Source organism: Rhodococcus sp. G6(2025), from assembly GCF_058628105.1.
Window position 1 is genome coordinate 5,023,553 of sequence record NZ_CP179750.1, and the last position, 23,887, is coordinate 5,047,439.

The following is a 23,887-nucleotide window of genomic DNA, read 5'->3' on the forward strand; positions in this document are numbered from 1 at the left end:
GCCGGGTGGGCCGAGGGCGTGTCTAACTGGGGCGGCTCACCTCGTACGTGCCCTTGTCGTCGGTGAAGGTGAGAGTGACCTGCTTCTTCTCACCGTCCACGGTGAGACTGCACGTGAAGCTGTTGCCCTTCTTCACTTCCTGATCCGCGGGGCACGTGACACCGGATACGTTCTCGGCGCCGTACGAATCGGTGACGATGCGCTCGACACCATCCTCGGCCGCCTTCTGGTCGAGTGTGTCCGTGCCGAACACCGTGAACGCGAGCACCAGGGCGATACCCACGATCACCAGCAGAGCCACCACACCGCCGATGATCAACGGCAGCTTCGACTTCCCCGACGACGGCGGCTGCCCCCACTGCTGCTGGCCGGGGGTCGGGCCCCACTGCTGCGGCTGACCCGGTTGCTGACCCCACTGCGGCTGCCCGGGTTGCTGACCCCACTGTCCCGGACCCGGCTGTCCGAGCTGACCGGGTTGCGGCTGCTGACCCCACTGCGGCTGTCCGGGCTGCTGCGGGTGCTGACCCCACTGCGGCTGCCCGGGCTGCTGAGGCTGACCCGGTGCCGGCTGTCCCCACGGCTGGGCGGGCGGCTGCTGACCGTACTGCGGCGCCCCGTACTGGCCGCCGGTCTGGTCAGGGTTACCCTGGCCCGGTTGCTGTCCCTGGGCCCATTGCCCGTTCGGGTCGTTCGGTCCGTAAGGGCCGCTCATCGTCGCCTCCCGCTCACGTGTCAAGTTTTGTACCTACCGTAACGCCCCACCATCGGATTCGGGCCCTCGGACGGCGTGCGAATCCAACCACACGGCGTCGGGTCACGCAGCATCCACGGCGACGACACCGCGGCGGATCGCCGCGACCGCACGACCTGCTGCCTTGCCGACCTGCGGATCGGGGGACGTCGACCGGACCTGTTCGAGCAGGTCGATCACCTGCCTGCACCACCGCACGAAGTCGCCGGCAGACAGCGCACGCCCCTGATCTCCTGCCGCGATCAGCGCCTCGACGAGCGAATTGTCGCTCGCCCAGTGGAAGATCGCGGCAGCGAAGCCGAGGTCCGGCTCACGGGTGGGCGGCAATTTGTGCCGGATCTCGTCCGCCCGCAGCTCCCGCCACACCCGCACGGTCTCGTCGAGGGCGTGCCGTAGTGCTCCCGGACCGCCGCCTTCGACGGTGTCCCCTTCACGGCGCGATTCGAAGATCACGGCGGACACGACGGCGGCGAGTTCCGCGGGCCCGAGACCCTTCCACACACCCTGCCGGAGGCACTCGGCCACCAAGAGGTCGCTCTCGCAATAGATTCGACTCAGCCGTGTGCCGTGTTCGGTGGCGTCGGGGTGTTCGCCCGGCGAGATGTAGTCGCGTTCGGCGAGCAGCGACAGGATGCGATCGAACGTGCGCGCCAACGAGTTCGTCGTGGCAGCCACCTTCTGCCGCATCGTCTCCGTCTCGCGGGCCAGCCGGTTGTAGCGCTCACCGATCCGGCTCAGCTGTTCGCGGTCGGGCCAACTGTGGCACGGGTGCTGCCGGATGGCGCGCCGCAGCCGTGCGATCTCGGCGTCGTCGGTGGCAGCACCCGACTTCTTCCGCTTCCGGCGTCCCGGCGCGACGATTCCGGTGCTGCGCAACGCCGATGCCAGATCGCGTCGCACCCGGGCGGTGTGATGATCGAAGCGCCGCGGCAACCGCATCGATCCCAAAGACCGTGCGGGCTCCGGGAAGTCGCCGGCCGACACCCGGCCCGCCCACTTCGCCTCGGTGAGGATCAGCGGCTTCGGATCCGTGGGGTCCCGGTCCGGTTCCAGCACCACGGCCAGACCCGAGTGCCGTCCCACCGGGATCGCGATCACGTCGCCGCGCCGCAGTGCGACGAGCGAGGCGACGGCGGCGTCCCGGCGTTCGGTTCGACCTGCCCGTTCGAGTGACCGTTCCCTGTTGCTCAGTTCCTCCCGCAGGCGCGCGTACTCGAAGTACTCGCCGTCCTCGCCGCCCAGCCGTTCGCGGAGCGTGGTGAGCGCGGCCTCGTTGCGTTCGATGCCCCGCGTCAGGCCGACCACCGACCGGTCGGCCTGGAACTGGGCGAACGACCGCTCGAGCAGGGCCCGTGATTCCGCGGCTCCCATGCGATCGACCAGGTTGATGGTCATGTTGTAGCCGGGACGGAACGAGCTGCGGAGCGGGAACGTGCGTGTGGAGGCCAGCCCGGCGACGTCCACGGGTTCCACCCCGGGCTGCCACAGGACCACCGCGTGACCCTCGATGTCGATGCCGCGACGTCCGGCCCGGCCGGTGAGCTGCGTGTACTCCCCCGGGGTGAGTTCGGCGTGGGCCTCACCGTTGTACTTGACGAGGCGTTCGAGGACGACCGTGCGGGCAGGCATGTTGATGCCCAGCGCCAGCGTCTCGGTGGCGAACACGGCCCGGACCAGTCCCTTGACGAACAACTCCTCGACCGTCTGCCGGAACGCGGGCAGCATCCCCGCGTGGTGCGCGGCGAGGCCCCGCTCGAGCGCCTTGCGCCATTCCCAGTACCCGAGGACCTCCAGATCGGCCTTCGGTAGTTCGGCGGTGTGGGCGTCGATGATGGTCCGGATCTCGGCGACCTGCTCCGGCGTCGTCAGATCGAGGCGAGACCGCAGGCACTGCGCCAGCGCGGCGTCGCACCCGGCGCGGCTGAAGATGAACGTGATCGCCGGGAGGAGTCCCTCGTCGTCGAGGCGGGAGATCACTTCCGGTCGGGGCAGCGGCCGGAAATCGCTGGAGAACCCGCGCCCGCCGCCGCGGCGTCCCCTGCCACGCGACTCCCACGAGTCGGCGCGCTCGAGGGCCTGTCGCTGTTTGACGTGACGGACCAGATCCTGGTCGACCACCAGATCCTTGAGCGCGTCCCCACTGCGCGCCCTCGTGTCGAAGAGGTCGAACAGTCGCTTCCCGACCATGATGTGCTGCCACAGCGGGATCGGGCGGTTCTCGTCGACCACCACGGTCGTGTCGCCGCGCACCGTTTCCATCCACGCGCCGAACTCCTCGGCGTTGCTGACGGTCGCCGACAGGCTCACGAGTCGGACATCCTCGGACAGGTGCAGGATCACCTCTTCCCACACGGCCCCACGGAACCGGTCCGCCAGGAAGTGCACCTCGTCCATGACGACGTGGGACAACCCGCGCAGCGCCGGGGAGTCGGCGTACAGCATGTTCCGCAGCACCTCGGTGGTCATGACGACCACCGGGGCGTCCGAGTTGATGCTCGAATCGCCGGTCAGCAGCCCGACGGTGTCCTTGCCGTAACGCCGCACCAGCTCCGCGTACTTCTGATTGCTCAGCGCCTTGATCGGTGTGGTGTAGAAGCACTTGCGACCGGACGTGAGCGCCAGATGCACGGCGAATTCGCCGACCACGGTCTTGCCCGCGCCGGTCGGGGCGCAGACGAGGACGCCGTGGCCGCCCTCGAGCGCGCGGCAGGCGTTGATCTGGAAGGGGTCGAGCACGAAGCCGAGCTGCGCCGAGAACACGTCGAGTTCGGTGCCGCCGGTCGTGTCACCTGTTGTCACTGCCACCCCGTCAGATTGTCACAGGGTGTCGGAGAAGTCCTGACCCGGTGTGTTGCTGCCGGTCGTGCTCGCGTCGTCGTTCTTGTTCGCGCCGCCGGACTTGCCGGACTTGCGTGACCGCCGGAACCGGCCCGCCGGCTCGGGGACCGGTGTGGCGGCGACGTCGAACGCCTCGTTCAGGTCCGACGGCGCGGCGATGGTCGACGCCTCGTCGTCGTCGAGGGCACCCCACTCCTGTTCCGTGCGACGGGCCTTGCGGCGGTCGTTGATGCGGGCGATCTGCACGGCGACCTCGAACAGCACGGTCAACGCGAACGCGAGCGCGAGCATCGAGAACGGGTCCTGCCCGGGGGTGGCGATCGCGGCGAACACGAACAGAGCGAAGATCAGACCGCGGCGCCACGCCTTGAGCTTCGCGTAGGGCAGGATGCCGACGAAGTTCAGCGCGACGATGAGCAGCGGGATCTCGAAGCTGACTCCGAAGATGATCAGCAGGTTGATGATGAACCCGAAGTATTCCGCGCCACCGAGTGCGGTGATCTGGACGTTGTCGCCGATCGTCAGCAGGAAATGCAGCGCCTTCGCGACGACCACGTAGGCGAGGACGGCTCCGGCCATGAACAGCGCGGCACCGGACACCACGAAGCCGATCGCGTAACGGCGCTCCTTCGAGTAGAGGCCGGGCGTGATGAACGCCCACAGCTGGTACAGCCAGATGGGGCAGGCCAGGACGATGCCCGCGGTCAGCGCGACCTTGAAACGGAGCATGAACTGCTCGAACGGTCCGGTCGCGAGGAGGCGGCACGACCCGTCGTTGCTCAGGTCGGCGCGACTCGACGCAGGCAGCGAACAGTACGGCCCACGCAGAAGCTCACCGAGACTCTCGATCCCGAGAATCTGGTGGGAGTACCAGAAGAAGCCCACCGCGGTGGTGACCACGATGGCCAGCACGGACAGGAGCAACCGCGTGCGCAGCTCGTAGAGGTGATCGACCAACGACATGGTGCCGTCGGGATTGGTCCTCCGCTTGCTGTGGCGCGGATCGAACGGAATTCGCACTGTTGTTCGCCCTAGTCTTGGTCAGCAGGCAACCGGGGTGAAGAATCACCCCGGTGGTCAGGCGGCTCGGGCTACGCCGACTTGGGCTCGGTGTGCTGCGGCTGCACCGGCGCCGGAGGGGTGACCGGTGCGGTGGTGGTGTCCGCCACGGGCAGCTCGGCGGGCGCGCTCTGCTGCGCGGTGGGCGCCGGCGTGCTGTTGTCGTTCTGCATCTCCTTGACCTCGCTCTTGAAGATGCGGAGCGAACGGCCGAGTCCACGAGCCGCGTCGGGCAGCTTCTTGGAACCGAACAGGATGATGACGACCAGCGCGACGATGGCCCAGTGCCAGGGGCTCATGGCTCCCATGATGAAACCTCCAAAAGATCAGGTGACCCCGATGCTACCGGACATACACGGCACCGGTTCGGTCGAAACCGGCTAGTTGCGCTGCCGTTTACCTGTCGGTTTCCCGGGTGCCCGCTGTGAGCGCAGCTCGGCGAGCAGCGCGTCCCCGGACCAGTGCCGGTTCCCGCCCGCCTCGGCCTCGCGGATCAGTTCGACCAGCCTCGCGTTCATCGGTGCGACCGTCCCCGACGACGCGGCCAGGCGCACGATCTCCCCGCTGATCCAGTCCACTTCGGTGCGCCGGCCCGCTTCGAGGTCGTCCCACATCGAGGATCGCGCGTGCGGGTCGATGGCCAGCATCCGGCTGCCCGCCACCTGGAACACCGCGTCCGGGACGGTCAGCAACCGGGGAATCCACTGCGGCGGCAGCGGTGTGAGCTTGGCGACAGCGATGCCACGGGCGGTCAGGAGAGTCAGCGCTTCCCGCTGCGCCAGCGCGACCGCACGCCGGAACGACCGCTGCGACAACTCCTCGCGGAGCGGCAGGCCGGACAGGGCGTTGACCGCGTTGTTCAGGTTGAGCAGCAGCTTCGCCCACTGCACCGCGCGGAAGTCGTCACGTGCATGCAGCGGCAGCCCTGCGTCGCCGAAGACCGGCGCGAATGCACGCACCGCCGGATGCTGCTCGATCTCGAGGTCACCCTCGGAGCCCTGGTGGAAATGCCCGTCACCGCGGTGCACCACGTTGAACGGCACCATCGCCGCGAGAACCACCTGCTCCGGCACGGCCGCGCGGAGGGTGTCCGCATTGCCCAGCCCGTTCTGCGCACTGACTACGACCGTGTCGGAACCTATCGCCGACGCCAGCGCGGCACCCACCTCCGGTGTCCCCGCCGACTTCACCGACACGACGACGAGATCGGCGGTGGCCACCGACTCCGGGCCGGTGGCGAAGGCGATGCCGGAGGCACCGACCCGGATGTCCGCTCCGTGCAGGTCCGTCAGCCGCAACCCGTGTTCGCGGATCTCCGCCCCGACACGCTCCCGGCCGATCAGGGTCACCTCGGCACCGGCCGCGGCGAGCCGGCCCCCGACATAGCAGCCGATGCTGCCCGCACCAAAGACGCTGATCCGCAGCGGACGCCCGTCGCCGCTCATGCCTCGACGGCGTCGTAGGCGGACAGCGCCTCCACAGCCCGGCGGCGCACCTCGTCGACCAGTTCGGCCGGTTCGAGCACTCTGATTCCGGACCCGAACCCCAGCACGAGCCGGGCCATCCACTCGAGCGCCCCGTAACTCATGCTCGCCTCCACCGAGCCGTCGGCGGCGACCGTCCGGACATCCATCGGGTAGTAGTCGAGCACCCACACGCAGTCGGCGCCGATGTGCAACCGGGCCTGGGGAAGGGACGCGTCGCCGCTGAACAATTCCAGGTTGGAATCCCGCACGAGAGCCTGCGCCGGCGGTGTGGACGGCTCGTCCAGCTCGGTGGCGGCGTCGATCCGGTCGAGCCGGAACAGCCGGACTCCCTCTACCTGCCGGCACCACGCCTGCAGGTAACTCTGGTTGTCGACCAGCACGACCCGCACCGGATCCACGGTGCGCTCGGTGACGCGGTCCCGGGACGCCGAGTAGTACGTCAGGTGGAGTGCGTGCCGTTGATGGAGCGCGGACCGCACCGTGGCGGCGATGGGATCTTCCGCCACATCTTCCACCGCCTCCCGCTCCGACGCCGGCGTCACCGCCGCGCGGGCTGCCGCGGTGCCCGCGGCGTCCTCGATCTTCGCGATCGCGCTGTGCGCCGCGGACGGATCGACCATGCCCGGCATCTCCACCAGCGAACGCAGGGCAATCAGCAGGGCCGTGGCTTCGGTGGACGTCAACCGCAGCGGTCGGTCGATGCCCGCCGAGAACGTCACCTCGATGCTCTCCTCGGAGAACGAGAGGTCGATGAGGTCGCCGGGACCGTAGCCGGGCAGGCCGCACACCCACAACTGGTTGAGGTCGGACATCAGCTGTGTGGTGGTGACGCCCAGTTCGGCGGCGGCCTCGGCCGCGCTCATCCCGGGGTTCGCGATGAAGTACGGCACCAGGTTGAGGAGCCGGGACAATCTCGACGACAGCCTGTTGCTCACGACGTCCCCCCTTCCCCTGCGGCGTCCTTCAGCTTGGTCAGCACATCGTGGCGTAGTTCGGGCGGATCGAGGACCAGGGCGTCCGCCCCGTGGCCCGCGACCAGCCGCGCGATCCAGTCCCGGGAGCGGACCGGAATCCCGAGCACGGTGCCGGCGCGCTCGTTCACCCGCTTCTCCTCCGCCGTGGTCGCCAGTCGGCGCAGTTCCTGGGCCCGGCCCTCGGCCACCCATACGGTGGCGGTCCCGGTGACCTCCCCCGAACCGGTGACCCGGTCGACGATCTCCCGGAGATCGACGCCCGCCGGTTTGTGGACGACCCCGGACGGTCCGAACTCCGTCACGTCGTCGCCGATCCGCGACAGCCGGAACGTCCGGACGGCCCCCCGGTCGACGTCGTGACCGACGAGGTACCACCGGCCGTGCGCGGTGACGACGCCCCAGGGTTCGACGGTGCGCTCGGTGTACGGCTCGTTGAGGGCGCCGCGGTGCGGGAAGTGCACGGCGCGGCCGGCGTCGACCGCCGCCAGCAGCTTGCCGAGCGCCGGTTCGGAGCCGCGGGTGCGGGCGGGCACCGCCGTGATCGGGGTGGCCGCCGAATCCGGATCCACCTGCACACCCGCCGCGCGCAGCTTGAGCAGTGCCCCCTGGGCCGCGGACGTCAACTCCGGCGACTCCCACAGCTGGACCGCCACCGCGACCGCCGCGGACTCCTCCTGACTGAGTTCGATGTCGGGGAGCTCATACGCGTTGCGGTTGATGCGGTAGCCCTCGACCGTCGAGAAGCGCGACGCCTGCCCGGTCTCGAGCGGGACACCGAGATCCCGGAGTTCGTTCTTGTCGCGTTCGAACATGCGGCTGAACGCCTCGTCGCTGGCGGAGTCGGCGTACCCGGCAACGCTCTCGCGAATCTTCTCGGCGGTGAGGAACTGCCTGGTGGACAACAAACAGATCACCAGGTTCATCAACCGCTCGATCTTGGAAGTCGGCACGCCCGGAAGCCTAGTGGGTGAGCCCGTTACGGACTCCCGCAGCGCCGCTACATCGAGGCAATCAGGCGCTCCACCCGCTCGTCGACCGACCGGAACGGGTCCTTGCACAGCACGGTCCGCTGGGCCTGATCGTTGAGCTTGAGGTGCACCCAGTCGACCGTGAAGTCGCGTCCGGCCTCCTGCGCCGCGGTGATGAACTCGCCGCGCAGCTTCGCCCGGGTGGTCTGCGGCGGAGTGTCCACCGCCGCCTCGATCGTCTCGTCCTCGGTGATCCGCTTCACCAGCCCCTTGCGCTGCAGCACGTCGAACACGCCGCGACCGCGTTTGATGTCGTGATACGCCAGATCCAGCTGCGCGATCTTCGGGTCGGCCAGCTCGAAGCCGTGCCGGTCCTGGTAGCGCTGGAACAGCTTGCGCTTGATCACCCAGTCGATCTCCGTGTCCACCTTCGCGAAGTCCTGTGTCTCGACGGCGTCGAGCATGCGACCCCACAGGTCGACGACCTGAGTGACCTGCGGATCGGGATCCCGGTTCTGCAGGTGTTCCACCGCGCGCGCGTGGTACTCCCGCTGAATGTCGAGGGCGCTGGCCTGCCTGCCGCCGGCGAGCCGCACCGGGCGGCGTCCGGTGACGTCGTGACTGACCTCGCGGATGGCGCGGATCGGGTTGTCGAGCGCGAAGTCGCGGAACGACACCCCGGCCTCGATCATCTCGAGCACGAGCGCCGCCGTGCCCACCTTCAGCATGGTGGTGGACTCCGACATATTCGAGTCGCCGACGATCACGTGCAGGCGGCGGTACTTCTCCGCGTCGGCGTGCGGCTCGTCACGGGTGTTGATGATGGGCCGCGACCGCGTGGTCGCCGAGGACACGCCTTCCCAGATGTGCTCGGCGCGCTGCGACAGGCAGAACGTCGCCGCCTTCGGCGTCTGCAGGACCTTGCCCGCGCCGCAGATCAGCTGCCGCGTCACCAGGAACGGGAGCAGCACGTCCGAGATCCGGGAGAATTCGCCGGCCCGGGCCACGAGGAAGTTCTCGTGGCAGCCGTACGAATTGCCCGCCGAATCGGTGTTGTTCTTGAACAGGTAGATGTCGCCGCCGATGCCTTCCTCGGCGAGCCGCTGTTCGGCGTCGATCAACAGCTCCTCGAGAACGCGCTCCCCCGCCCGGTCGTGGTTGACCAACTGGATGAGGTTGTCGCACTCGGCGGTGGCGTATTCGGGGTGCGAGCCGACGTCCAGATACAGGCGGGCACCGTTCCGGAGAAACACGTTGGAGCTCCGGCCCCACGACACCACCCGCCGGAACAGGTAGCGCGCAACCTCGTCCGGGCTCAGTCGCCTGTGACCATGGAAGGTGCAGGTCACACCGAACTCTGTCTCAATTCCCATGATTCGTCGCTGCACACCTCGACAGTACAACGCGGATCACCCGGCGGAGCGATAAAACCGTCCAGCGACACCCCGCGCATACGCTGAGATGGTGAACCGACACTTACGCCGAATCCATCGGGCCGACGAGATCGTCTTCGACCGCAGCGCCAATCTGAGTCCCTCCGGGCTAGACCGGGCCATGCGCTTCCTCAGCCGCGCGGCCGACAAGGGGCTCCTGTGGTGGTTCGTGGCGGCGGTCCTGGGACTGGTCGGCGGGCGCGCCCGCCGCGGTGGTGTGCGCGGACTGCTGTCCCTCATGATGGCGAGCGGTCTGGCCAACGGCATCCTCAAACCGCTGTTCCCCCGGCGGCGCCCCCCGGCCCGCGTATGGACGAACGTGCTGCGCGGGGTGGCGATCCCCCGGTCCTCGTCGTTCCCGTCGGGACATGCGGCGTCGGCGGCGGCGTTCACCACGGGTGTCGCCCTGGAATCGCCCGCGACCGCTGCCGTCGTGGCCCCGCTCGCCGCCGCGGTCGCCTACTCCCGCGTGCACAACGGCGTGCACTGGCCGACCGACGTTGCCGCCGGACTGCTACTCGGCGGGGCCGTCGCGTCGGGCACCCGCCGCTGGTGGGCGGTGCGCACGGAGGAACCGGCAGAGCTGGGCCCCGCCGTCGACGCACCGGCACTTCGGGGCGGCGAGGATCTGCTCGTGGTGGTCAACCCGGAGTCCGGGCCGGCCAGTGTCGATCCGAGTGAGGAGATCACAACCGCTCTCCCCAAGGCCGACGTGCGCGCACTCGACACCGCCCGCGATTTCGCCGAACAACTCGACGCCTGGGTGGCCGATACGGAGCCGCGCGCCCTCGGGGTGTGCGGTGGCGACGGGACCGTGGTCGCCGTCGCGTCCGCGGCAGCGCGTCACGCGTTGCCGCTGGCGGTGTTCCCGGGCGGCACGCTCAATCACTTCGCGCGGGATGCCGGCGCCGCCGACATCTCGGACACGGTGAACGCCGTCGAGACCGGGCATGCGGTTCTCGTCGATCAGGCCGTCGTCCACACCGATGTCGCGGAGCCGGCGCCGTTCCTCAACACCGCCAGTCTCGGCGGCTATCCCGACGCGGTGCGACTGCGGGAGAAGTGGCAACCGCGGTACGGGAAGTGGCCCGCGGCATGTGTGGCGATGATCCGGATTCTCTCCGCGGCAACACCGCTCGCCGTCACCATCGACGGCAGGCCCGTGAAGGTGTGGATGTTGTTCGTGGGGAACGGTCGGTATTCCCCCGGCGATCAGGTTCCGATGTCGCGTCCCGCCATCACCGGCGGACTGCTCGACGTCCGGTACGTGCGGGCCGACCGGAAAGCGTCCCGGCCGCGGCTGCTGTTCGCCGCCGCCACCGGGACACTCGGAAGCAACCGGGTGTACGTGCGATCCCTCGTGCCCCGGCTCACCGTCCGCGTGGACGGCTCGCCGGTCGCACTGGCCACCGACGGTGAAGTGGTCGCCGACGCCCTGCGGTTCGACTTCCGGACGGTGCCCGAAGCGATCGCGGTATACCGGCCTCAGACCTGAGGGTCGGCCGGCTTCGTCTCGGGGTCCGGCTTCGACTCCGAAGCCGGCTCCGGGGCGGCCGCGGGCGCTGCGGGGATCAGCTGTTCGAGCGCGGGTCCGGTGATCCGCCGGAACGCGCGGCGAGGACGGGACTGGTCGAGCACCGCCACCTCGAGGCTGGCCACGTCGACGTTGCGCTTCTCGCCTTCTCCGGCACCACCCTGACGCAGGGCGTTGACCGCGATACCGACCGCCGCCTCGAGATCGAGGTCGGCACGGTACGACTCGCGCATGGCGGTCGCGATCGGCTCGGTCGTGCCACCCATCACGACGAAATGCTGTTCGTCGACGATGGATCCGTCGTAGGTGATGCGGTACAGCTGGGGAGCCTTCGGGCTGCCCACGCGCCCGACCTCCGCGACGCAGATCTCCACCTCGTACGGCTTGGGCTGTTCGGTGAAGATCGTGCCCAGGGTCTGCGCGTACGCGTTGGCCAGCGATCGGCCCGTCACGTCACGGCGGTCGTAGGAGTAGCCCCGCATGTCGGCGTGGACGATCCCGGCGCGCCGCAGGTTCTCGAACTCGTTGTACTTGCCGACGGCCGCGAAACCGAGTCGGTCGTACAGTTCGCTGACCTTGTGCAGCGCGGTGGAGGGATTCTCGGCGACGAACAGCACGCCGTCGCGGAACGTGAGCACCACGACGCTGCGTCCGCGGGCAATTCCCTTGCGCGCCAGTTCCGAGCGGTCCCGCATGATCTGCTCGGCGGACGCGTAATACGGCATGGTCATCGCGCAGACCCCCCTTCTTCGGTGCGCTCGGCGACGATGCGCCGAGCCAACTCGGACGTCGTCTCCTCGGACACGTGCACGGCACCGGCCTGGGTGATCGTGACCGCGGTCGGGTAGATGCCGCGGGTCAGGTCGGGCCCACCGGTGGCCGAATCGTCGTCGGCCGCGTCGTACAACGATTCGATGGCCGCCCGCAGGGCGGTCTCCTCGTCGCTGTCCGGCGAGTAGATCTTCTTCAGTGCCGACTTCGCGAACAATGATCCCGAACCGACCGCGTGGTATCCGGCGCGTTCCTCGTACCGGCCGCCGACGACGTCGTACGAGACGATCCGGCCCGCGTGGGCCTCGTCGTCCGCGTCGAGGTCGTACCCGACGAGCAGCGGAACGACCGCGAGACCCTGCATCGCCGCCCCGAGGTTGCCCCGCACCATCGACGCCAGGCGGTTGGCCTTGCCGTCGAAGGTCAGCTGAACGCCCTCGATCTTCTCGTAGTGCTCGAGTTCGACGGCGAACAGGCGAACCAGTTCGATAGCGATCCCCGCGGTGCCGGCGATACCGGCCGCCGAGTATTCGTCGGTGACGTACACCTTCTCGACGTCCCGGCTGGCGATCAGGTTGCCCTGGGTCGCGCGCCGGTCGCCTGCGAGCAGGACGCCACCTTTGTAGGTGAGCGCCACGATCGTCGTTCCGTGCGGTGCGAGATCACCGCTCTCCATCCCGTCACCACCCCGTGTCGAGTGCGAACGATGGCCGATCCGATTCTCCGGCAGCAATTCTGGTGCGTGACCACGCAGATACTCGGTGAACGAGCTCAGATTCGAACCGAAACTGAGCCTTGTCTCACCGTCGCCTGTCCGCAATGCCGGTCGATCCGCCGTCACTGGCCGCCCTTCTGGACATAGGCCCGGACGAAGTCCTCGGCGTTCTCCTCGAGCACGTCGTCGATCTCGTCGAGCAGGTCGTCGGTGTCCTCGGCCAGCTTTTCGCGACGTTCCTGACCCGCGGCACCGTCAGCGCCCGGGGTGTCGTCCTCGTCGCCGCCACCAGTTCGTTTGGTCTGCTCTTGTGCCATCGCAGCCGACCTCCTTGTGTGAAGGGAGCTCTTCTTCCGAGCGTCCTGTCCTGCCAAGCAGTCTGACTACATCATCCGCTCGGACCTTCACCCTACCGAGCGCCGCCGCCGCACGTGTGCCGACGCGACGGCGAGTTCCGGCGCAGATCCGTCCGCGACCGCTCGACGGGTCAGTTCGTGAGCTCGTCGACGAGTTCTTTCGCGGTCTCCACCGACTCCAGCAACTCCCCCACGTGCGCCTTGCTGCCCCGCAACGGCTCGAGGGTGGGGATACGGACCAGGGAGTCGCCACCGAGATCGAAGATCACCGAATCCCAGCTCGCGGCCGCGATGTCGGCGCCGAACTTGCGCAGGCACTCACCTCGGAAGTAGGCGCGGGTGTCGGTGGGCGGGGTGTCGACGGCGTCGAGCACCGCCTGCTCCGAGACCAGCCGTTCCATCGACCCGCGGGCGACCAGCCGGTTGTACAGACCCTTGTCCAGGCGGACGTCCGAGTACTGCAGGTCGACCAGATGTAGCCGCGGCGCGGACCAGTTGAGGCCCTCGCGGTTCCGGAAACCCTCGAGCAGCCGCAGCTTGGCCGGCCAGTCCAGCAGGTGAGCGCACTCCATCGGGTCCCGCTCGAGAAGGTCGAGCACCATCGCCCACTTCTCCAGCAGATCGGCCACCCGGGGGTCGTCGTTGCCCTCGGCGGACATGAACTTGTCGACCCGGTCCAGGTAAATTCGCTGCAAGGCAAGCCCGGTCAGTTCCCGGCCGTCGGCCAGCGCGACGGTGGCGCGCAGCGTCGGGTCGTGGCTGATGTGGTGCACGGCGGTCACCGGGCGGGCCAGCTGCAGGTCGGTGAGGTCGACACCGGCCTCGATGAGATCGAGGACCAGGGCCGTCGTCCCGACCTTCAGGTACGTGGACATCTCGGCGAGGTTCGCGTCGCCGATGATGACGTGCAGACGCCGGTACTTGTCCGCGTCCGCGTGGGGTTCGTCGCGGGTGTTGATGATGCCGCGCTTGAGTGTCGTCTCGAGCCCGACCTCCACCTCGATGTAGTCGGCTCGCTGGGACAGCTGGAAACCGGCCTCGTCACCGGACTGGCCGATGCCCACCCGTCCCGACCCGCAGATCACCTGACGGGACGCGAAGAACGGGGTCAACCCGTTGATCACCGCGGAGAACGGCGTGGCCCGGGACATCAGGTAGTTCTCGTGGGTGCCGTACGACGCGCCCTTGCCGTCCACGTTGTTCTTGTACAGCTGCAGTCGCGGGGCGCCGGGAACGCTCGACGCGTGCCGGGCGGCCGCCTCCATCACCCGTTCGCCCGCCTTGTCCCAGATCACGGCGTCCAGGGGGTCGGTGACCTCCGGGGCCGAGTACTCGGGGTGCGCGTGATCGACGTAGAGGCGGGCGCCGTTGGTGAGGATCATGTTGGCTGCGCCGACCTCGTCGGCATCGATCACCGGCGCCGGGCCGCTCAACCGGCCCAGGTCGAATCCGCGGGCATCGCGCAGCGGGGATTCCACCTCGTAATCCCATCGGGTGCGCTTCGCGCGCGGCACTCCCGCTGCCGCCGCGTAGGCCAGCACCGCCTGGGTGGACGTCAAGATCGGATTGGCCGAAGGCTCGCTGGGTGAGGAGATTCCGTACTCGACTTCGACACCGATGATCCGCTGCATGCTGCCGAGCCTATGCGATCACCCACATCACCCGGCGGCACACTCCTGCCGCGCGAGCCGTCCGCGCCCGGCGACTAGTCCGGCGAGCACTCCAGGTACTGGTCCGCCGAGATCGCCCGGAGCACCGTGCGGACCCCGGCGGGAGCCCAGGAGTGGGTGCTGTCGGTGACGACGCTCGGGTCGGTCAGGTGCACCGTCCGGCGGCGCGTCACGATGGTGCATCCGCCCGCCGCCACCACGTTTCGCACCCGATCGCTCTGCGCACCGTACGTCAGGGCGAACCGGTAGCGGCCGTCTACGACGAACACGTTGACGGGTGTGCGATACGCCTTGCCCGACCTGCGGCCCCGGTGCTCGACCATGGCGAACCCGGGCAGGATCGTCGCGACGTGACGGCTCACCTGATTGGTGACGACCCGGTTGAATCGGGCGACCGAACGCGGCAACGCCATGACCTCTCACCCCTTCGGCACCGGAACGAGCAACCGACCTCGACAGTACCGACGTCCGCCGGGGTGCTGGCAGGATCGACACATGGATTCCGCACCGAACACCCCACCCGGCACGGACGAAGTGGTGGCGGTGTTCGACAGTGCTGGACGACCGGTGGGGTCCGCCGAGCGTTCCCGCGTCTACGCCGAGGGGCTGTGGCACGCGAGTGCCGGCGTCCTCGTCCGGTCCGGCGACGGAAAGCGCCTCTACGTGCACCGACGCTCAGACACGAAGACGGTGTTCGCCGGACATCACGACTGCCTGGCGGGCGGGGTGGTCGATCCCGGGGAGACCCCGGAGGAGGCCGCGAGCCGGGAGCTGGCGGAGGAACTGGGCATCACCGGAGTGGGCCTCACCCCCATCGCGAAAGTGGCGTGGGACGGGCACTGGCAGGGTTTGCGGCTGCGGTGCCACCTGTACGCCTACGAGACGCACTGGGACGGGCCGATCGTCCACCAGGCCAGCGAGATCGCGTCGGGCTGGTGGTGGACGCCCCACGAACTGGTGACGCATCTGCACGACCCGCAGTGGCCGTTCGTGCCGGACACCCGGGCGCTCCTGGAGGACTACCTCGTGACACGGGACCGCTGACACACAGCCGCCTGCGCGGCGGGAACCGTGTTCGAGTTCCCGCCGCGCAGGTGGTGCCGCACGGCTTACAGGTACTGGCCCGTGTTGGATTCGGTGTCGATGGCGCGGCTCGCGCTCGCGTTCTTACCGGTGACCAGCGTGCGGATGTAGACGATCCGCTCACCCTTCTTGCCCGAGATCCGGGCCCAGTCGTCGGGGTTGGTGGTGTTCGGCAGGTCCTCGTTCTCCGAGAACTCGTCGACGATGGAGTCGAACAGGTGCTGGACCCGCAGACCCGGGGCACCGGTGTCGAGCACCGACTTGATCGCGTACTTCTTGGCGCGGTCGACGATGTTCTGGATCATCGCACCCGAGTTGAAGTCCTTGAAGTACAGGACCTCCTTGTCGCCGTTGGCGTACGTGACCTCGAGGAAGCGGTTCTCCTCGCTCTCGGCGTACATGCGGTCGACGACCCGTTCGATCATCACCCGGATGCAGGCCGTGCGGTCGCCGCCGAACTCCGCGATGTCGTCGGCGTGCACCGGCAGCGTCTCGACGAGGTACTTCGAGAAGATGTCCTGTGCCGACTCCGCGTCGGGACGTTCGATCTTGATCTTCACGTCGAGGCGGCCGGGACGCAGGATCGCGGGGTCGATCATGTCCTCGCGGTTGGACGCGCCGATCACGATGACGTTCTCGAGTCCTTCGACACCGTCGATCTCACTGAGCAGCTGCGGCACGACGGTGGTCTCGACGTCGGAGGAGACACCCGACCCGCGGGTACGGAAGATCGAATCCATCTCGTCGAAGAACACGATCACCGGGGTGCCCTCGGACGCCTTCTCCCGGGCCCGCTGGAAGATCAGCCGGATGTGCCGCTCGGTCTCGCCGACGAACTTGTTCAGCAGCTCGGGGCCCTTGATGTTGAGGAAGTAGGACTTGGCTTCCTTGCTGTCCTGGCCCCGGGCCTCCGCGATCTTCTTCGCGAGCGAGTTGGCGACCGCCTTGGCGATGAGCGTCTTACCGCACCCGGGCGGACCGTAGAGGAGCACACCCTTCGGTGGCCGCAGCTCGTATTCGTGGAACAGGTCCTTGTGGAGGAACGGCAACTCGACGGCGTCGCGGATTTGCTCGATCTGCCGTCCGAGACCGCCGATGTCGTCGTAGTGCACGTCGGGAACCTCTTCGAGGACCAGATCCTCGACCTCGGCCTTGGGGATCCGCTCGAACGCGTACCCGGCCTTGGTGTCGACGAGGAGGGAGTCGCCCGGCCGAAGTTTGCGGGTGGGCGATTCCGCGTCGTACGCGATCGACTCCCTCTCGCTCTCCTCGAAGACGGTCGCGAGGGGTTCGGCCAGCCACACGATCCGTTCCTCGTCGGCGTGGCCGACCACGAGGGCGCGCTGCCCGTCGTCGAGGACCTCGCGCAACGTGCTGATCTCACCCACACGCTCGAAGTTGCCCGCTTCCACGATCGTGAGCGCCTCGTTGAGGCGCACGGTCTGACCGAGCTTGAGGGTCTCGGCGTCGACGTTCGGGGAGCAGGTCAACCGCATCTTGCGTCCGGAGGTGAACACGTCCACGGTCTGATCGTCGTGCACTCCGAGTAGCACGCCGTACCCGCTCGGCGGCTGGCCGAGGCGATCGACTTCTTCTCGAAGGGCGATGAGCTGCTGACGGGCCTCCTTGAGGGTGTCCATCAGCTTGGTGTTCCGGATGGACAGCGAGTCCACTCGCGATTCCATCTCACGAAGCTGTTCCGGCGACTCCGCGAGCTGCCTGCGCAGTGCCGACGCCTCTGCGCGCAACGCCTCGAGCTCTCGTGCGGCCGCAACCGAATCGGGGTTCTCTGTCGAGCTCATGTGCGTCTCCTCCCAATGAGATCTATCAACGCTACCGGCACTGCCCGAATTCTGCGCCGTGACACGGATTCTGCCGATTGCGAATCGGCATACGTGACGCCCTGGGCCACCGAACCTCTCATGTTAGCCTTACCTACCTGTCGAGCAGTTTCTCTCTGTTCTGTGTAACGAAAGGGTTCGTCGTGATAATCCGCAAGCCCCTGAACGGAACATCTTTCATCGGTAGGTCCGTGGTTGCCGTGGGCGCGGTGGTCCTCGCGCTCGGGATGTCGGCCTGCTCGTCCGACGACGCATCCGACACCGCGGCCACGTCGTCCGCGGCCACATCGTCCGCGGCGGTTGCCGCCCCCACGTCGGACGAACTGCTCAGTACGCTGCAGGTCCTCGTGGACCCCGCCCGACCGGTCGACGAGAAGACCGTCGTGGTCGTCGACGGCGACGAACGTCGCCCGAATCTCGAGGCCATGACGGCGGCGATGGCCAACTACCCGGTGTCCTTCACGGTCACGGATGTGCAGGTAGAGGGCGATACCGCGACGGCGAACGTCGCGATCGTCAGCCCGCACGGCACGGCCGCTCCGACCGTTTGGACGTGGGAGAACGTCGACGGCACCTGGAAGGTGTCGGACGAGAGCACGTGCACCCTGCTGGGCATGGCACGCGCCGGCTGCAGCTAATCTCCCGCCTTCGGCGGCGTCCTGTCCGGGCGCCGCCGAAGGCGTGTCTCAGCCCTTGCCCGACCGGCGCTGCGGCTTGGGGGTGACGGTTCCCTCGGCGAGTCGCCGGGCGCTCACCAGGAACGCGGTGTGGCCCTGCATCCGGTGTTCCGGGCGCACGGCGAGCCCGACGACGTGCCACCCGCGGACGATCGATTCCCAGGACCGCGGCTCGGTCCAGCACTCCTGCTCGCGCATCGCCTCGACCACCTTCGAGAGCTGCGTCACAGTGGCGACGTAGACGATGAGCACACCGCCGGGAACCAGCGCCTTGGACACCGCGGGCAGCGCATCCCAGGGGGCGAGCATGTCGAGGACCACCCGGTCGACCTGACCGCCCGCCGCGTCGGCGTCGAACTCGGCGACGTCGGCGATGGTCAGGTCCCAGTTCTCGGGGCGTTCCCCGAAGAACGTCTCGACGTTCCGGACCGCGTGTTCGGCGTGGTCGTCGCGCACCTCGTACGAGATGACCCGGCCTTCCGGACCGACCGCCCGCAGCAATGAGCACGTCAGCGCGCCCGACCCGGCACCGGCCTCGAGCACGCGGGCGCCAGGAAAGACGTCGCCCTCGTGCACGATCTGCGCGGCGTCCTTCGGGTAGATGACCTGCGCCCCGCGGGGCATCGACAGGATGTAGTCGACGAGCAGCGGACGCAGCGCGAGATATGGGGTGCCGTTGGTCGACTTGACCACGCTGCCCTCGTCGGTGCCGATCAGGTCGTCGTGCAGGATGCCGCCGCGGTGGGTGTGGAACTCCTTGCCGGCCTCCAGGTTGACCGTGTAGTGCCGGCCCTTGGCGTCCGTCAACTGGACGCGATCGCCCACCCGAAACGGTCCGCTCGGTCGCGTTTCGCGTCCCACCATCGTCACCGACTCCTCAGCCTGTTCGTCCGGCGCCGTCCGACGCCCACACCGCGCCCCGACTCGACTGTCGGACCGGGGGCCTACCCTGCCAGGTGTGAGCATCTCAGAGTCGCCAGCCCCCGTCACAAAGGGTTCCCCGTCACAGCCCGGCGACACTTCGGCCACCCGCAGGCGCCCCGCCCTGTCACCGTCCCGCGCCGGCGACTTCAAGCAGTGCCCGCTCCTCTACCGTTTCCGCGCGGTCGACCGGCTCCCCGAGGCGCCGTCGCGCGCGCAGGTGAAGGGCACGGTCGTGCACGCCGCGCTGGAGACCCTGTTCGGGCTGCCCGCGGCCGAACGCGTTCCGCGAAAAGCGGTCGATCTGATCCTCCCGTCCTGGGAGCGCATTCTCGCCGAGGCCCCCGACCTGATCGACCTGGTCCCCGAGGACGAGCGCGACACGTTCCTCGACGAGGCGCGTGCCCTCGTCACCGCCTATTACGAGCTGGAGGATCCCACCCGGTTCGAGGCCGAATCGTGCGAACAGCGCGTCGAGACCGAACTCGCCGACGGGGTGCTGCTCCGCGGATTCGTCGACCGCATCGACGTCGCCCCCACCGGTGAGGTGCGGGTGGTCGACTACAAGACCGGCCGTGCGCCCCGCGAGATGTCCGAGTCCAAGGCGCTGTTCCAGATGAAGTTCTACGCGCTGGTCCTGCTCCGCACCCGCGGCATCGTTCCCGCGCAGTTGCGACTGCTGTACCTCGCGTCGGGCACGGTCCTCACCTACGCACCCGACGAGGACGAACTGCTGCGGTTCGAGCGCACGCTGTCGGCGATCTGGAAGGCCATTCTGGCGGCCGGGGTCACCGGCGATTTCCGACCCAAGCCGAGCCGGCTCTGCGACTGGTGTGATCATAAGTCTCTGTGCCCCTCGTTCGGTGGAACGCCGCCTCCCTACCCGGGATGGCCGGAGGGGCCCGCCGAAGACGCACCGGGTTTCGAGGAGATTGTCGAATGAATTCCGAGTCCTATTACGTACCACTCGGTTTGGAAGCACTGAGTGCGCCGGAAGTGGACTCGGACCAGAAGATCACCGTCGAGCGGTTCGACAGCACGGATCTGACGATCAGTGTGTGGGCGGAGACGATGCAGCACGGCGCTCCCCCGTCCGCGCTGCTCGTGCGAGCACTCGAGCGCTGCGCGCCGCGCGACGACGTGCGTCTCACGCGAGTCGTGGTCGAGATTCTCGGTCCCATCCCGATCGCCGAACTCGAGGTCCGGTCCTGGGTGCAGCGACCGGGACGCCGGGTGGAGCTGGTGGTCGCCGAATTGTGGACCGTCGGCGACCGTCCCCGTGCCGTCGCGCGGGGCTCGGCGTGGCGGATGGAGACCGTCGACACGAGCGACGCCGTCCACGTCGTCGACCCACCACTCGAACCGCGGTCCACCGGCCGGGACGGCAAGTTCGGCAAGGCCTGGAACTCGGGCTACCTGACGACCCTCGACTGGCGGTGGATCGCCGAGATGGGATGCGAGGGCCCGGGCAAGCTGTGGGCGAAGCCGCGACCCGCACTGGTTCTCGGCGAGACCTTGACGCCGCTCGAGCGGCTGTTCTCCATCGCGGACATCGCGAACGGCGTGGGATCGAAACTCGACCCGGCGGACTGGACGTTCCTCAACACCGACCTCACCGTGCACATCTTCCGGGTCCCCGAGGGTGAGTGGGTGGGGGTCAGCTCCGAAACCTCCATCGGACCCGACGGAGTGGGCATGTGCGCGGGCGTGCTCTACGACGAGACCGGCGCCGTCGGCCGGATCGCCCAGACCGTGCAGGTCCGCGCCCGCCCCTGAGCGGAGCGAGCGCGGACCGTGTTGCGGGCGGAGCGAGCGCGGATCGTGTTGCGGTGGAACCAGATCAGAGCGCGCGGCAGGACCGGATGTTGGACGCGAGGATGGCCTTGGCGCCGAGGTCCGCGAGTTCGTCCATGACTCCGTTGTGGCCCTTGATCGGGACCATCGCCCGGACCGCGACCCAGTTCTCGTCGGCGAGCGGCGACAGCGTCGGCGACTCGAGGCCCGGGGTGATCTTCAATGCGTCGTCGAGGATCGTCTTGGGGCAGTCGTAGTCGAGCATCAGGTTCTGCTGCGCGAACACGATGCCGCGCACCCGCTCGACCAGCTGGTTGCGTGCGGAATCGCCGTCGGGCGAGCCGGCGCGCTCGATGAGCACACCCTCGGAGTCGCACAGGGTGTCGCCGAACGCGACCAGGTTGTGCTGGCGCAGCGTGCGGCCGGAGCCGACGACGTCGGCGATGGCGTCGGCGACGCCGAGCTGGATCGAGATCTCCACGGCGCCGTCGAGGCGGATGACCGAGGCCTCGATACCGCGTGCGGACAGGTCGTCGCGCACCAGGTTGGGGTAGGACGTGGCGATCCGGAGCCCCGCGAGGTCCTCGACCGTCCAGTCCTTGCCCGCGGGAGCGGCGTACCGGAACGTGGAGCGGCCGAAGCCGAGCGACAGCCGTTCGGCGACCGGGGCACCCGAGTCGCGGGCGAGGTCGCGGCCGGTGATGCCGAGATCGAGTTCACCGGATCCGACGTAGATCGCGATGTCCTTGGGGCGAAGGAAGAAGAACTCGACCTGGTTGGACGGGTCGAGGACGGTCAGGTCGCGGGAGTCGGTGCGACGGCGGTAACCGGCCTCGCTGAGGATTTCGGCGGCGGACTCGGACAGCGAGCCCTTGTTGGGGACTGCGACGCGCAGCATGGCGGAGGGTTCCTTTCGGGAGCGGGTGGAGGAGTCTCGATCACCGATCACAGATGTCGGTAGACGTCCTCGAGCTTCAGGCCCTTACCCACCATCAGCACCTGCGTCCAGTACAGCAGCTGAGAGATCTCCTCGGCGAGCGCCTCATCGCTCTCGTGCTCGGCGGCGATCCACACCTCACCCGCCTCTTCGAGGATCTTCTTTCCCTGCGAATGGACGCCGGCGTCCAAGGCGGCAACGGTGCCGGAGCCCTCGGGGCGGGTAGCGGCACGCTCGGTCAGCTCGGCGAACAGGGATTCGAAGGTCTTCACGAGGACCCATTGTTTCACGCCGCCGCGGACCTCTCCGAACCGGTCACCACCCGAGTGTGCGGCGACTCTCGAACCGGCGGACCTCACCCGAACGGGGATCGGTGAACTCGATGGCCCGCGCCAGCAACCGCAACGGCGTCGAGAAGTCGCCGGGCTCGGATCGCCGGAAGTCCGGGTAGTAGTTGTCGCCCTCGATCGGCAACCCCAGCGACGACATGTGCAACCGCAGTTGGTGTGTCCGGCCGGTCTTCGGCAGCAGGCAGTACCGCGCGCGGCCGTCGCGGGTCTCGATCAGGTCGACGACGGTCTCACTGTTCGGTTCGCCCGGTTCCTCCGTCGCCGTCATGATCCCGTGTTCCTTGACGATGCGACTGCGGATGGTGCGCGGAAACGTGAGCGTCGGATCGTGCCCGGCGACGGCCTCGTATTCCTTGGTGACCTGCTGGGACACGAACAGTTCCTGATACGGCCTGCGGTCTTCCCGCCGGATCAGGAACACCAGGACGCCGGCCGTCATCCGGTCGAGCCGGTGCGCCGGTGTGAGGTCGGGCAGGTCGAGCGCCCACCGCAGCCGCACGACCGCCGTCTCGGTGATGTGCGCGCCCCGCGGAATGGTCGCGAGGAAATGGGGTTTGTCGATCACCACGAGGTGGTCGTCGCGGTGCAGGATGTCGATCTCGAACGGAACCGGGATCTCCGGCGCGGGGTCTCGGTAGAAGTACACGAAACGCGTCGGGGCATAACGGGTCCCGCGGTCGACCACCCTGCCGTGTTCGTCGACGACGTCCCCGCCGTCGATCAGCGACAGCCAGTGCGCGCGTTCGTCCGGGTACGTCTCGACCAGGAATTCGGCGACCGTCTTCGTGCCGACGCCTGCCGGCATCCGGATGCGATCGGGACCGAGGCCGTTGCGGACCGGCAGGGGCGCCCCCGCCACCTCAGCCCGCCCGATTCTCGGTGCAGTCGGCGCAGACGAGCACGAGTTCGCGACCCCGGTCGTCCGGCAGATTCTCGTACCGGGACGTCGGACCGCCGCACGTGCTGCAGCGCCCCAGGGTCTTGGCCTGATCGCTGAACTCGATGCTCATCCGCTTGTCGAACACGTACAGCGACCCCTCCCACAAGCCCGTGTCGCCGAATGCCTCGCCGTAGCGGACGATGCCGCCGTCCAGTTGGTAGATCTCACCGAATCCGCGCGAGCGCATCAGCGAGGACAGGACCTCGCACCGCACTCCCCCGGTGCAGTACGTGACGACGGCCTTGTCCTTGAGGTGGTCGTACTTGCCGCTGTCGAGTTCGTGCACGAACTCGCGCGTGGTGGACACGTCGGGCACGACGGCGTCCCGGAAGCGTCCGATCTCCGCCTCGAAACCGTTGCGCCCGTCGAAGAAGACGACGTCGTCACCGCGACCCTCGATCAGGCGATGCACCTCGTCGGGCGCCAGGTGGGTACCGCCGCCGACGACGCCGTCCGCGTCCACCTTCAGCTCGCCCGGCGCACCGAACGTCACGATCTCCGGCCGCACCTTGACGCTCAGCCGCGGGAAGTCGTCACCGAGCCCGTCCGACCACTTGATGTCGGCGTCCTTGAACGGCGCGTAGCTGCGCGTCCCCTTCACGTACCGCTTGACGTCGTGGATGTCGCCGCCGACCGTCGCGTTGATGCCGTGCTCGGAGACGAGGATCCGTCCGGTGAGGCCGTTCGCCTCGGCGAGTGTGTACTGCCACAGCCGTATCGCCTCCGGGTCGGCGAGCGGAGTGAACACGTAGAACAGCACGATTTTCGGGACAGCCACGGGAAACCAG

24 protein-coding genes are annotated in these 23,887 nt (G+C 68.3%); 5 read left to right on the top strand and 19 right to left on the bottom strand.

Translation table 11 applies throughout. The features are described from left to right. Positions 1 to 22 precede the first annotated feature (22 nt). The 8 genes from ACLIVD_RS23045 to pafA all read right to left on the bottom strand — a co-directional run bounded on the left by ACLIVD_RS23045 (position 23) and on the right by pafA (position 9,465). Positions 23 to 712, bottom strand: coding sequence for a DUF4333 domain-containing protein (locus tag ACLIVD_RS23045; RefSeq protein ID WP_095869276.1), 690 nt, complete (start codon positions 710 to 712; stop codon positions 23 to 25). 102 nt (positions 713 to 814) lie between these two features. Further along, on the bottom strand, positions 815 to 3,550 hold the full coding sequence (locus ACLIVD_RS23050; protein WP_317570612.1) for a DEAD/DEAH box helicase: 2,736 nt from the start codon (positions 3,548 to 3,550) through the stop codon (positions 815 to 817). A gap of 18 nt (positions 3,551 to 3,568) precedes the next feature. After that, positions 3,569 to 4,609, bottom strand: a complete 1,041-nt coding sequence (gene tatC / locus ACLIVD_RS23055) for a twin-arginine translocase subunit TatC (RefSeq protein ID WP_280780064.1) — start codon at positions 4,607 to 4,609, stop codon at positions 3,569 to 3,571. A gap of 71 nt (positions 4,610 to 4,680) precedes the next feature. Next, positions 4,681 to 4,956 (bottom strand): Sec-independent protein translocase subunit TatA, encoded by a 276-nt coding sequence (tatA, locus tag ACLIVD_RS23060; protein WP_005563470.1) that lies wholly within the window; start codon positions 4,954 to 4,956, stop codon positions 4,681 to 4,683. Positions 4,957 to 5,028: 72 nt separating this feature from the next. Further along, positions 5,029 to 6,093 (bottom strand): 2-dehydropantoate 2-reductase, encoded by a 1,065-nt coding sequence (locus ACLIVD_RS23065; RefSeq protein WP_491930730.1) that lies wholly within the window; start codon positions 6,091 to 6,093, stop codon positions 5,029 to 5,031. Beyond that, the gene (locus ACLIVD_RS23070; protein ID WP_491930731.1) at positions 6,090 to 7,070 is read right to left on the bottom strand and encodes a helix-turn-helix transcriptional regulator; all 981 of its coding nucleotides are present in this window, start codon (positions 7,068 to 7,070) and stop codon (positions 6,090 to 6,092) included. The genes ACLIVD_RS23065 and ACLIVD_RS23070 overlap by 4 nt, the downstream gene beginning before the upstream one ends. Beyond that, positions 7,067 to 8,059, bottom strand: a complete 993-nt coding sequence (locus tag ACLIVD_RS23075; RefSeq protein WP_280780061.1) for a helix-turn-helix transcriptional regulator — start codon at positions 8,057 to 8,059, stop codon at positions 7,067 to 7,069. The genes ACLIVD_RS23070 and ACLIVD_RS23075 overlap by 4 nt, the downstream gene beginning before the upstream one ends. Before the next feature lie 47 nt (positions 8,060 to 8,106). Further along, complete coding sequence (pafA, locus tag ACLIVD_RS23080; protein WP_012687833.1) at positions 8,107 to 9,465, bottom strand: Pup--protein ligase; 1,359 nt, start codon at positions 9,463 to 9,465, stop codon at positions 8,107 to 8,109. Positions 9,466 to 9,538: 73 nt separating this feature from the next. Between pafA and ACLIVD_RS23085 the strand changes: the two genes are divergently transcribed. Next, positions 9,539 to 11,005 carry a phosphatase PAP2 family protein gene (locus tag ACLIVD_RS23085; RefSeq protein WP_491930732.1) on the top strand — a complete coding sequence of 489 codons (1,467 nt, stop codon included), beginning with the start codon at positions 9,539 to 9,541 and terminating at the stop codon, positions 11,003 to 11,005. On the opposite strand, the gene prcA is transcribed toward ACLIVD_RS23085, so the two are convergent. The 5 genes from prcA to ACLIVD_RS23110 all read right to left on the bottom strand — a co-directional run bounded on the left by prcA (position 10,996) and on the right by ACLIVD_RS23110 (position 14,969). Next, complete coding sequence (gene prcA / locus ACLIVD_RS23090; RefSeq protein ID WP_280780059.1) at positions 10,996 to 11,775, bottom strand: proteasome subunit alpha; 780 nt, start codon at positions 11,773 to 11,775, stop codon at positions 10,996 to 10,998. The genes ACLIVD_RS23085 and prcA overlap by 10 nt on opposite strands. Next, positions 11,772 to 12,656 (bottom strand): proteasome subunit beta, encoded by an 885-nt coding sequence (gene prcB, locus ACLIVD_RS23095; protein ID WP_037229527.1) that lies wholly within the window; start codon positions 12,654 to 12,656, stop codon positions 11,772 to 11,774. The genes prcA and prcB overlap by 4 nt, the downstream gene beginning before the upstream one ends. Next, positions 12,653 to 12,847 carry a ubiquitin-like protein Pup gene (locus tag ACLIVD_RS23100; RefSeq protein ID WP_007299058.1) on the bottom strand — a complete coding sequence of 65 codons (195 nt, stop codon included), beginning with the start codon at positions 12,845 to 12,847 and terminating at the stop codon, positions 12,653 to 12,655. Before ACLIVD_RS23100 ends, prcB begins: the two co-directional genes overlap by 4 nt. Positions 12,848 to 13,017: 170 nt before the next feature. Further along, on the bottom strand, positions 13,018 to 14,517 hold the full coding sequence (gene dop / locus ACLIVD_RS23105) for a depupylase/deamidase Dop (RefSeq protein WP_007299057.1): 1,500 nt from the start codon (positions 14,515 to 14,517) through the stop codon (positions 13,018 to 13,020). Between the two features lie 74 nt (positions 14,518 to 14,591). Then, positions 14,592 to 14,969, bottom strand: coding sequence for a nitroreductase family deazaflavin-dependent oxidoreductase (locus tag ACLIVD_RS23110; protein WP_491930733.1), 378 nt, complete (start codon positions 14,967 to 14,969; stop codon positions 14,592 to 14,594). Between the two features lie 82 nt (positions 14,970 to 15,051). Here ACLIVD_RS23110 and ACLIVD_RS23115 point away from each other — a divergent pair, with 82 nt between their 5' ends. Beyond that, complete coding sequence (locus ACLIVD_RS23115) at positions 15,052 to 15,600, top strand: NUDIX domain-containing protein (RefSeq protein ID WP_283335138.1); 549 nt, start codon at positions 15,052 to 15,054, stop codon at positions 15,598 to 15,600. Between the two features lie 65 nt (positions 15,601 to 15,665). Here the strand turns inward: ACLIVD_RS23115 and arc are convergent, their stop codons facing one another. Beyond that, positions 15,666 to 17,441 (bottom strand): proteasome ATPase, encoded by a 1,776-nt coding sequence (gene arc / locus ACLIVD_RS23120; RefSeq protein ID WP_005243005.1) that lies wholly within the window; start codon positions 17,439 to 17,441, stop codon positions 15,666 to 15,668. A 182-nt stretch (positions 17,442 to 17,623) separates the two neighbouring features. Between arc and ACLIVD_RS23125 the strand changes: the two genes are divergently transcribed. Continuing rightward, entirely contained in the window at positions 17,624 to 18,118 is a 495-nt protein-coding gene (locus ACLIVD_RS23125) for a WKL family lipoprotein (RefSeq protein WP_491930734.1), read from the top strand. A 48-nt stretch (positions 18,119 to 18,166) separates the two neighbouring features. Here the strand turns inward: ACLIVD_RS23125 and ACLIVD_RS23130 are convergent, their stop codons facing one another. Continuing rightward, positions 18,167 to 19,021: a tRNA (adenine-N1)-methyltransferase gene (locus tag ACLIVD_RS23130; RefSeq protein ID WP_009473523.1), complete on the bottom strand. Its 855-nt coding sequence runs from the start codon at positions 19,019 to 19,021 to the stop codon at positions 18,167 to 18,169. Between the two features lie 94 nt (positions 19,022 to 19,115). On the opposite strand from ACLIVD_RS23130, the gene ACLIVD_RS23135 reads away from it, so the two are divergent. Both ACLIVD_RS23135 and ACLIVD_RS23140 read left to right on the top strand, forming a co-directional pair. Next, entirely contained in the window at positions 19,116 to 20,021 is a 906-nt protein-coding gene (locus tag ACLIVD_RS23135; protein ID WP_283354445.1) for a RecB family exonuclease, read from the top strand. Continuing rightward, positions 20,018 to 20,854, top strand: coding sequence for a thioesterase family protein (locus ACLIVD_RS23140; protein WP_317570586.1), 837 nt, complete (start codon positions 20,018 to 20,020; stop codon positions 20,852 to 20,854). Before ACLIVD_RS23135 ends, ACLIVD_RS23140 begins: the two co-directional genes overlap by 4 nt. A gap of 64 nt (positions 20,855 to 20,918) precedes the next feature. Here ACLIVD_RS23140 and hisG read toward each other — a convergent pair whose 3' ends face one another. Genes hisG through trhO form a run of 4 tightly spaced genes read right to left on the bottom strand, consistent with a single transcriptional unit; the run spans position 20,919 to position 23,877 of the window. Beyond that, a complete protein-coding gene (gene hisG / locus ACLIVD_RS23145; protein ID WP_105416235.1) occupies positions 20,919 to 21,770 on the bottom strand; it encodes an ATP phosphoribosyltransferase in 852 nt (283 codons plus the stop codon). Positions 21,771 to 21,817: 47 nt separating this feature from the next. Then, a complete protein-coding gene (locus ACLIVD_RS23150) occupies positions 21,818 to 22,099 on the bottom strand; it encodes a phosphoribosyl-ATP diphosphatase (RefSeq protein WP_009473527.1) in 282 nt (93 codons plus the stop codon). A gap of 25 nt (positions 22,100 to 22,124) precedes the next feature. Beyond that, positions 22,125 to 23,018: a pseudouridine synthase gene (locus ACLIVD_RS23155; protein ID WP_491930735.1), complete on the bottom strand. Its 894-nt coding sequence runs from the start codon at positions 23,016 to 23,018 to the stop codon at positions 22,125 to 22,127. 1 nt (position 23,019) lies between these two features. Next, the gene (trhO, locus tag ACLIVD_RS23160; protein ID WP_283335142.1) at positions 23,020 to 23,877 is read right to left on the bottom strand and encodes an oxygen-dependent tRNA uridine(34) hydroxylase TrhO; all 858 of its coding nucleotides are present in this window, start codon (positions 23,875 to 23,877) and stop codon (positions 23,020 to 23,022) included. Between the last annotated feature and the right edge of the window lie 10 nt (positions 23,878 to 23,887).

Excerpts from the sequence above, each read along its gene's own strand:
- ACLIVD_RS23045 (WP_095869276.1), bottom strand. The coding sequence starts at position 712 with ATGAGCGGCCCTTACGGACCGAACGACCCGAACGGGCAATGGGCCCAG.
- tatA (WP_005563470.1), bottom strand. The coding sequence starts at position 4,956 with ATGGGAGCCATGAGCCCCTGGCACTGGGCCATCGTCGCGCTGGTCGTC.
- ACLIVD_RS23065 (WP_491930730.1), bottom strand. The coding sequence starts at position 6,093 with ATGAGCGGCGACGGGCGTCCGCTGCGGATCAGCGTCTTTGGTGCGGGC.
- ACLIVD_RS23085 (WP_491930732.1), top strand. The coding sequence starts at position 9,539 with ATGGTGAACCGACACTTACGCCGAATCCATCGGGCCGACGAGATCGTC.
- prcA (WP_280780059.1), bottom strand. The coding sequence starts at position 11,775 with ATGACCATGCCGTATTACGCGTCCGCCGAGCAGATCATGCGGGACCGC.
- ACLIVD_RS23100 (WP_007299058.1), bottom strand. The coding sequence starts at position 12,847 with ATGGCACAAGAGCAGACCAAACGAACTGGTGGCGGCGACGAGGACGAC.
- dop (WP_007299057.1), bottom strand. The coding sequence starts at position 14,517 with ATGCAGCGGATCATCGGTGTCGAAGTCGAGTACGGAATCTCCTCACCC.
- ACLIVD_RS23110 (WP_491930733.1), bottom strand. The coding sequence starts at position 14,969 with ATGGCGTTGCCGCGTTCGGTCGCCCGATTCAACCGGGTCGTCACCAAT.
- ACLIVD_RS23115 (WP_283335138.1), top strand. The coding sequence starts at position 15,052 with ATGGATTCCGCACCGAACACCCCACCCGGCACGGACGAAGTGGTGGCG.
- arc (WP_005243005.1), bottom strand. The coding sequence starts at position 17,441 with ATGAGCTCGACAGAGAACCCCGATTCGGTTGCGGCCGCACGAGAGCTC.
- ACLIVD_RS23130 (WP_009473523.1), bottom strand. The coding sequence starts at position 19,021 with ATGGTGGGACGCGAAACGCGACCGAGCGGACCGTTTCGGGTGGGCGAT.
- ACLIVD_RS23140 (WP_317570586.1), top strand. The coding sequence starts at position 20,018 with ATGAATTCCGAGTCCTATTACGTACCACTCGGTTTGGAAGCACTGAGT.
- hisG (WP_105416235.1), bottom strand. The coding sequence starts at position 21,770 with ATGCTGCGCGTCGCAGTCCCCAACAAGGGCTCGCTGTCCGAGTCCGCC.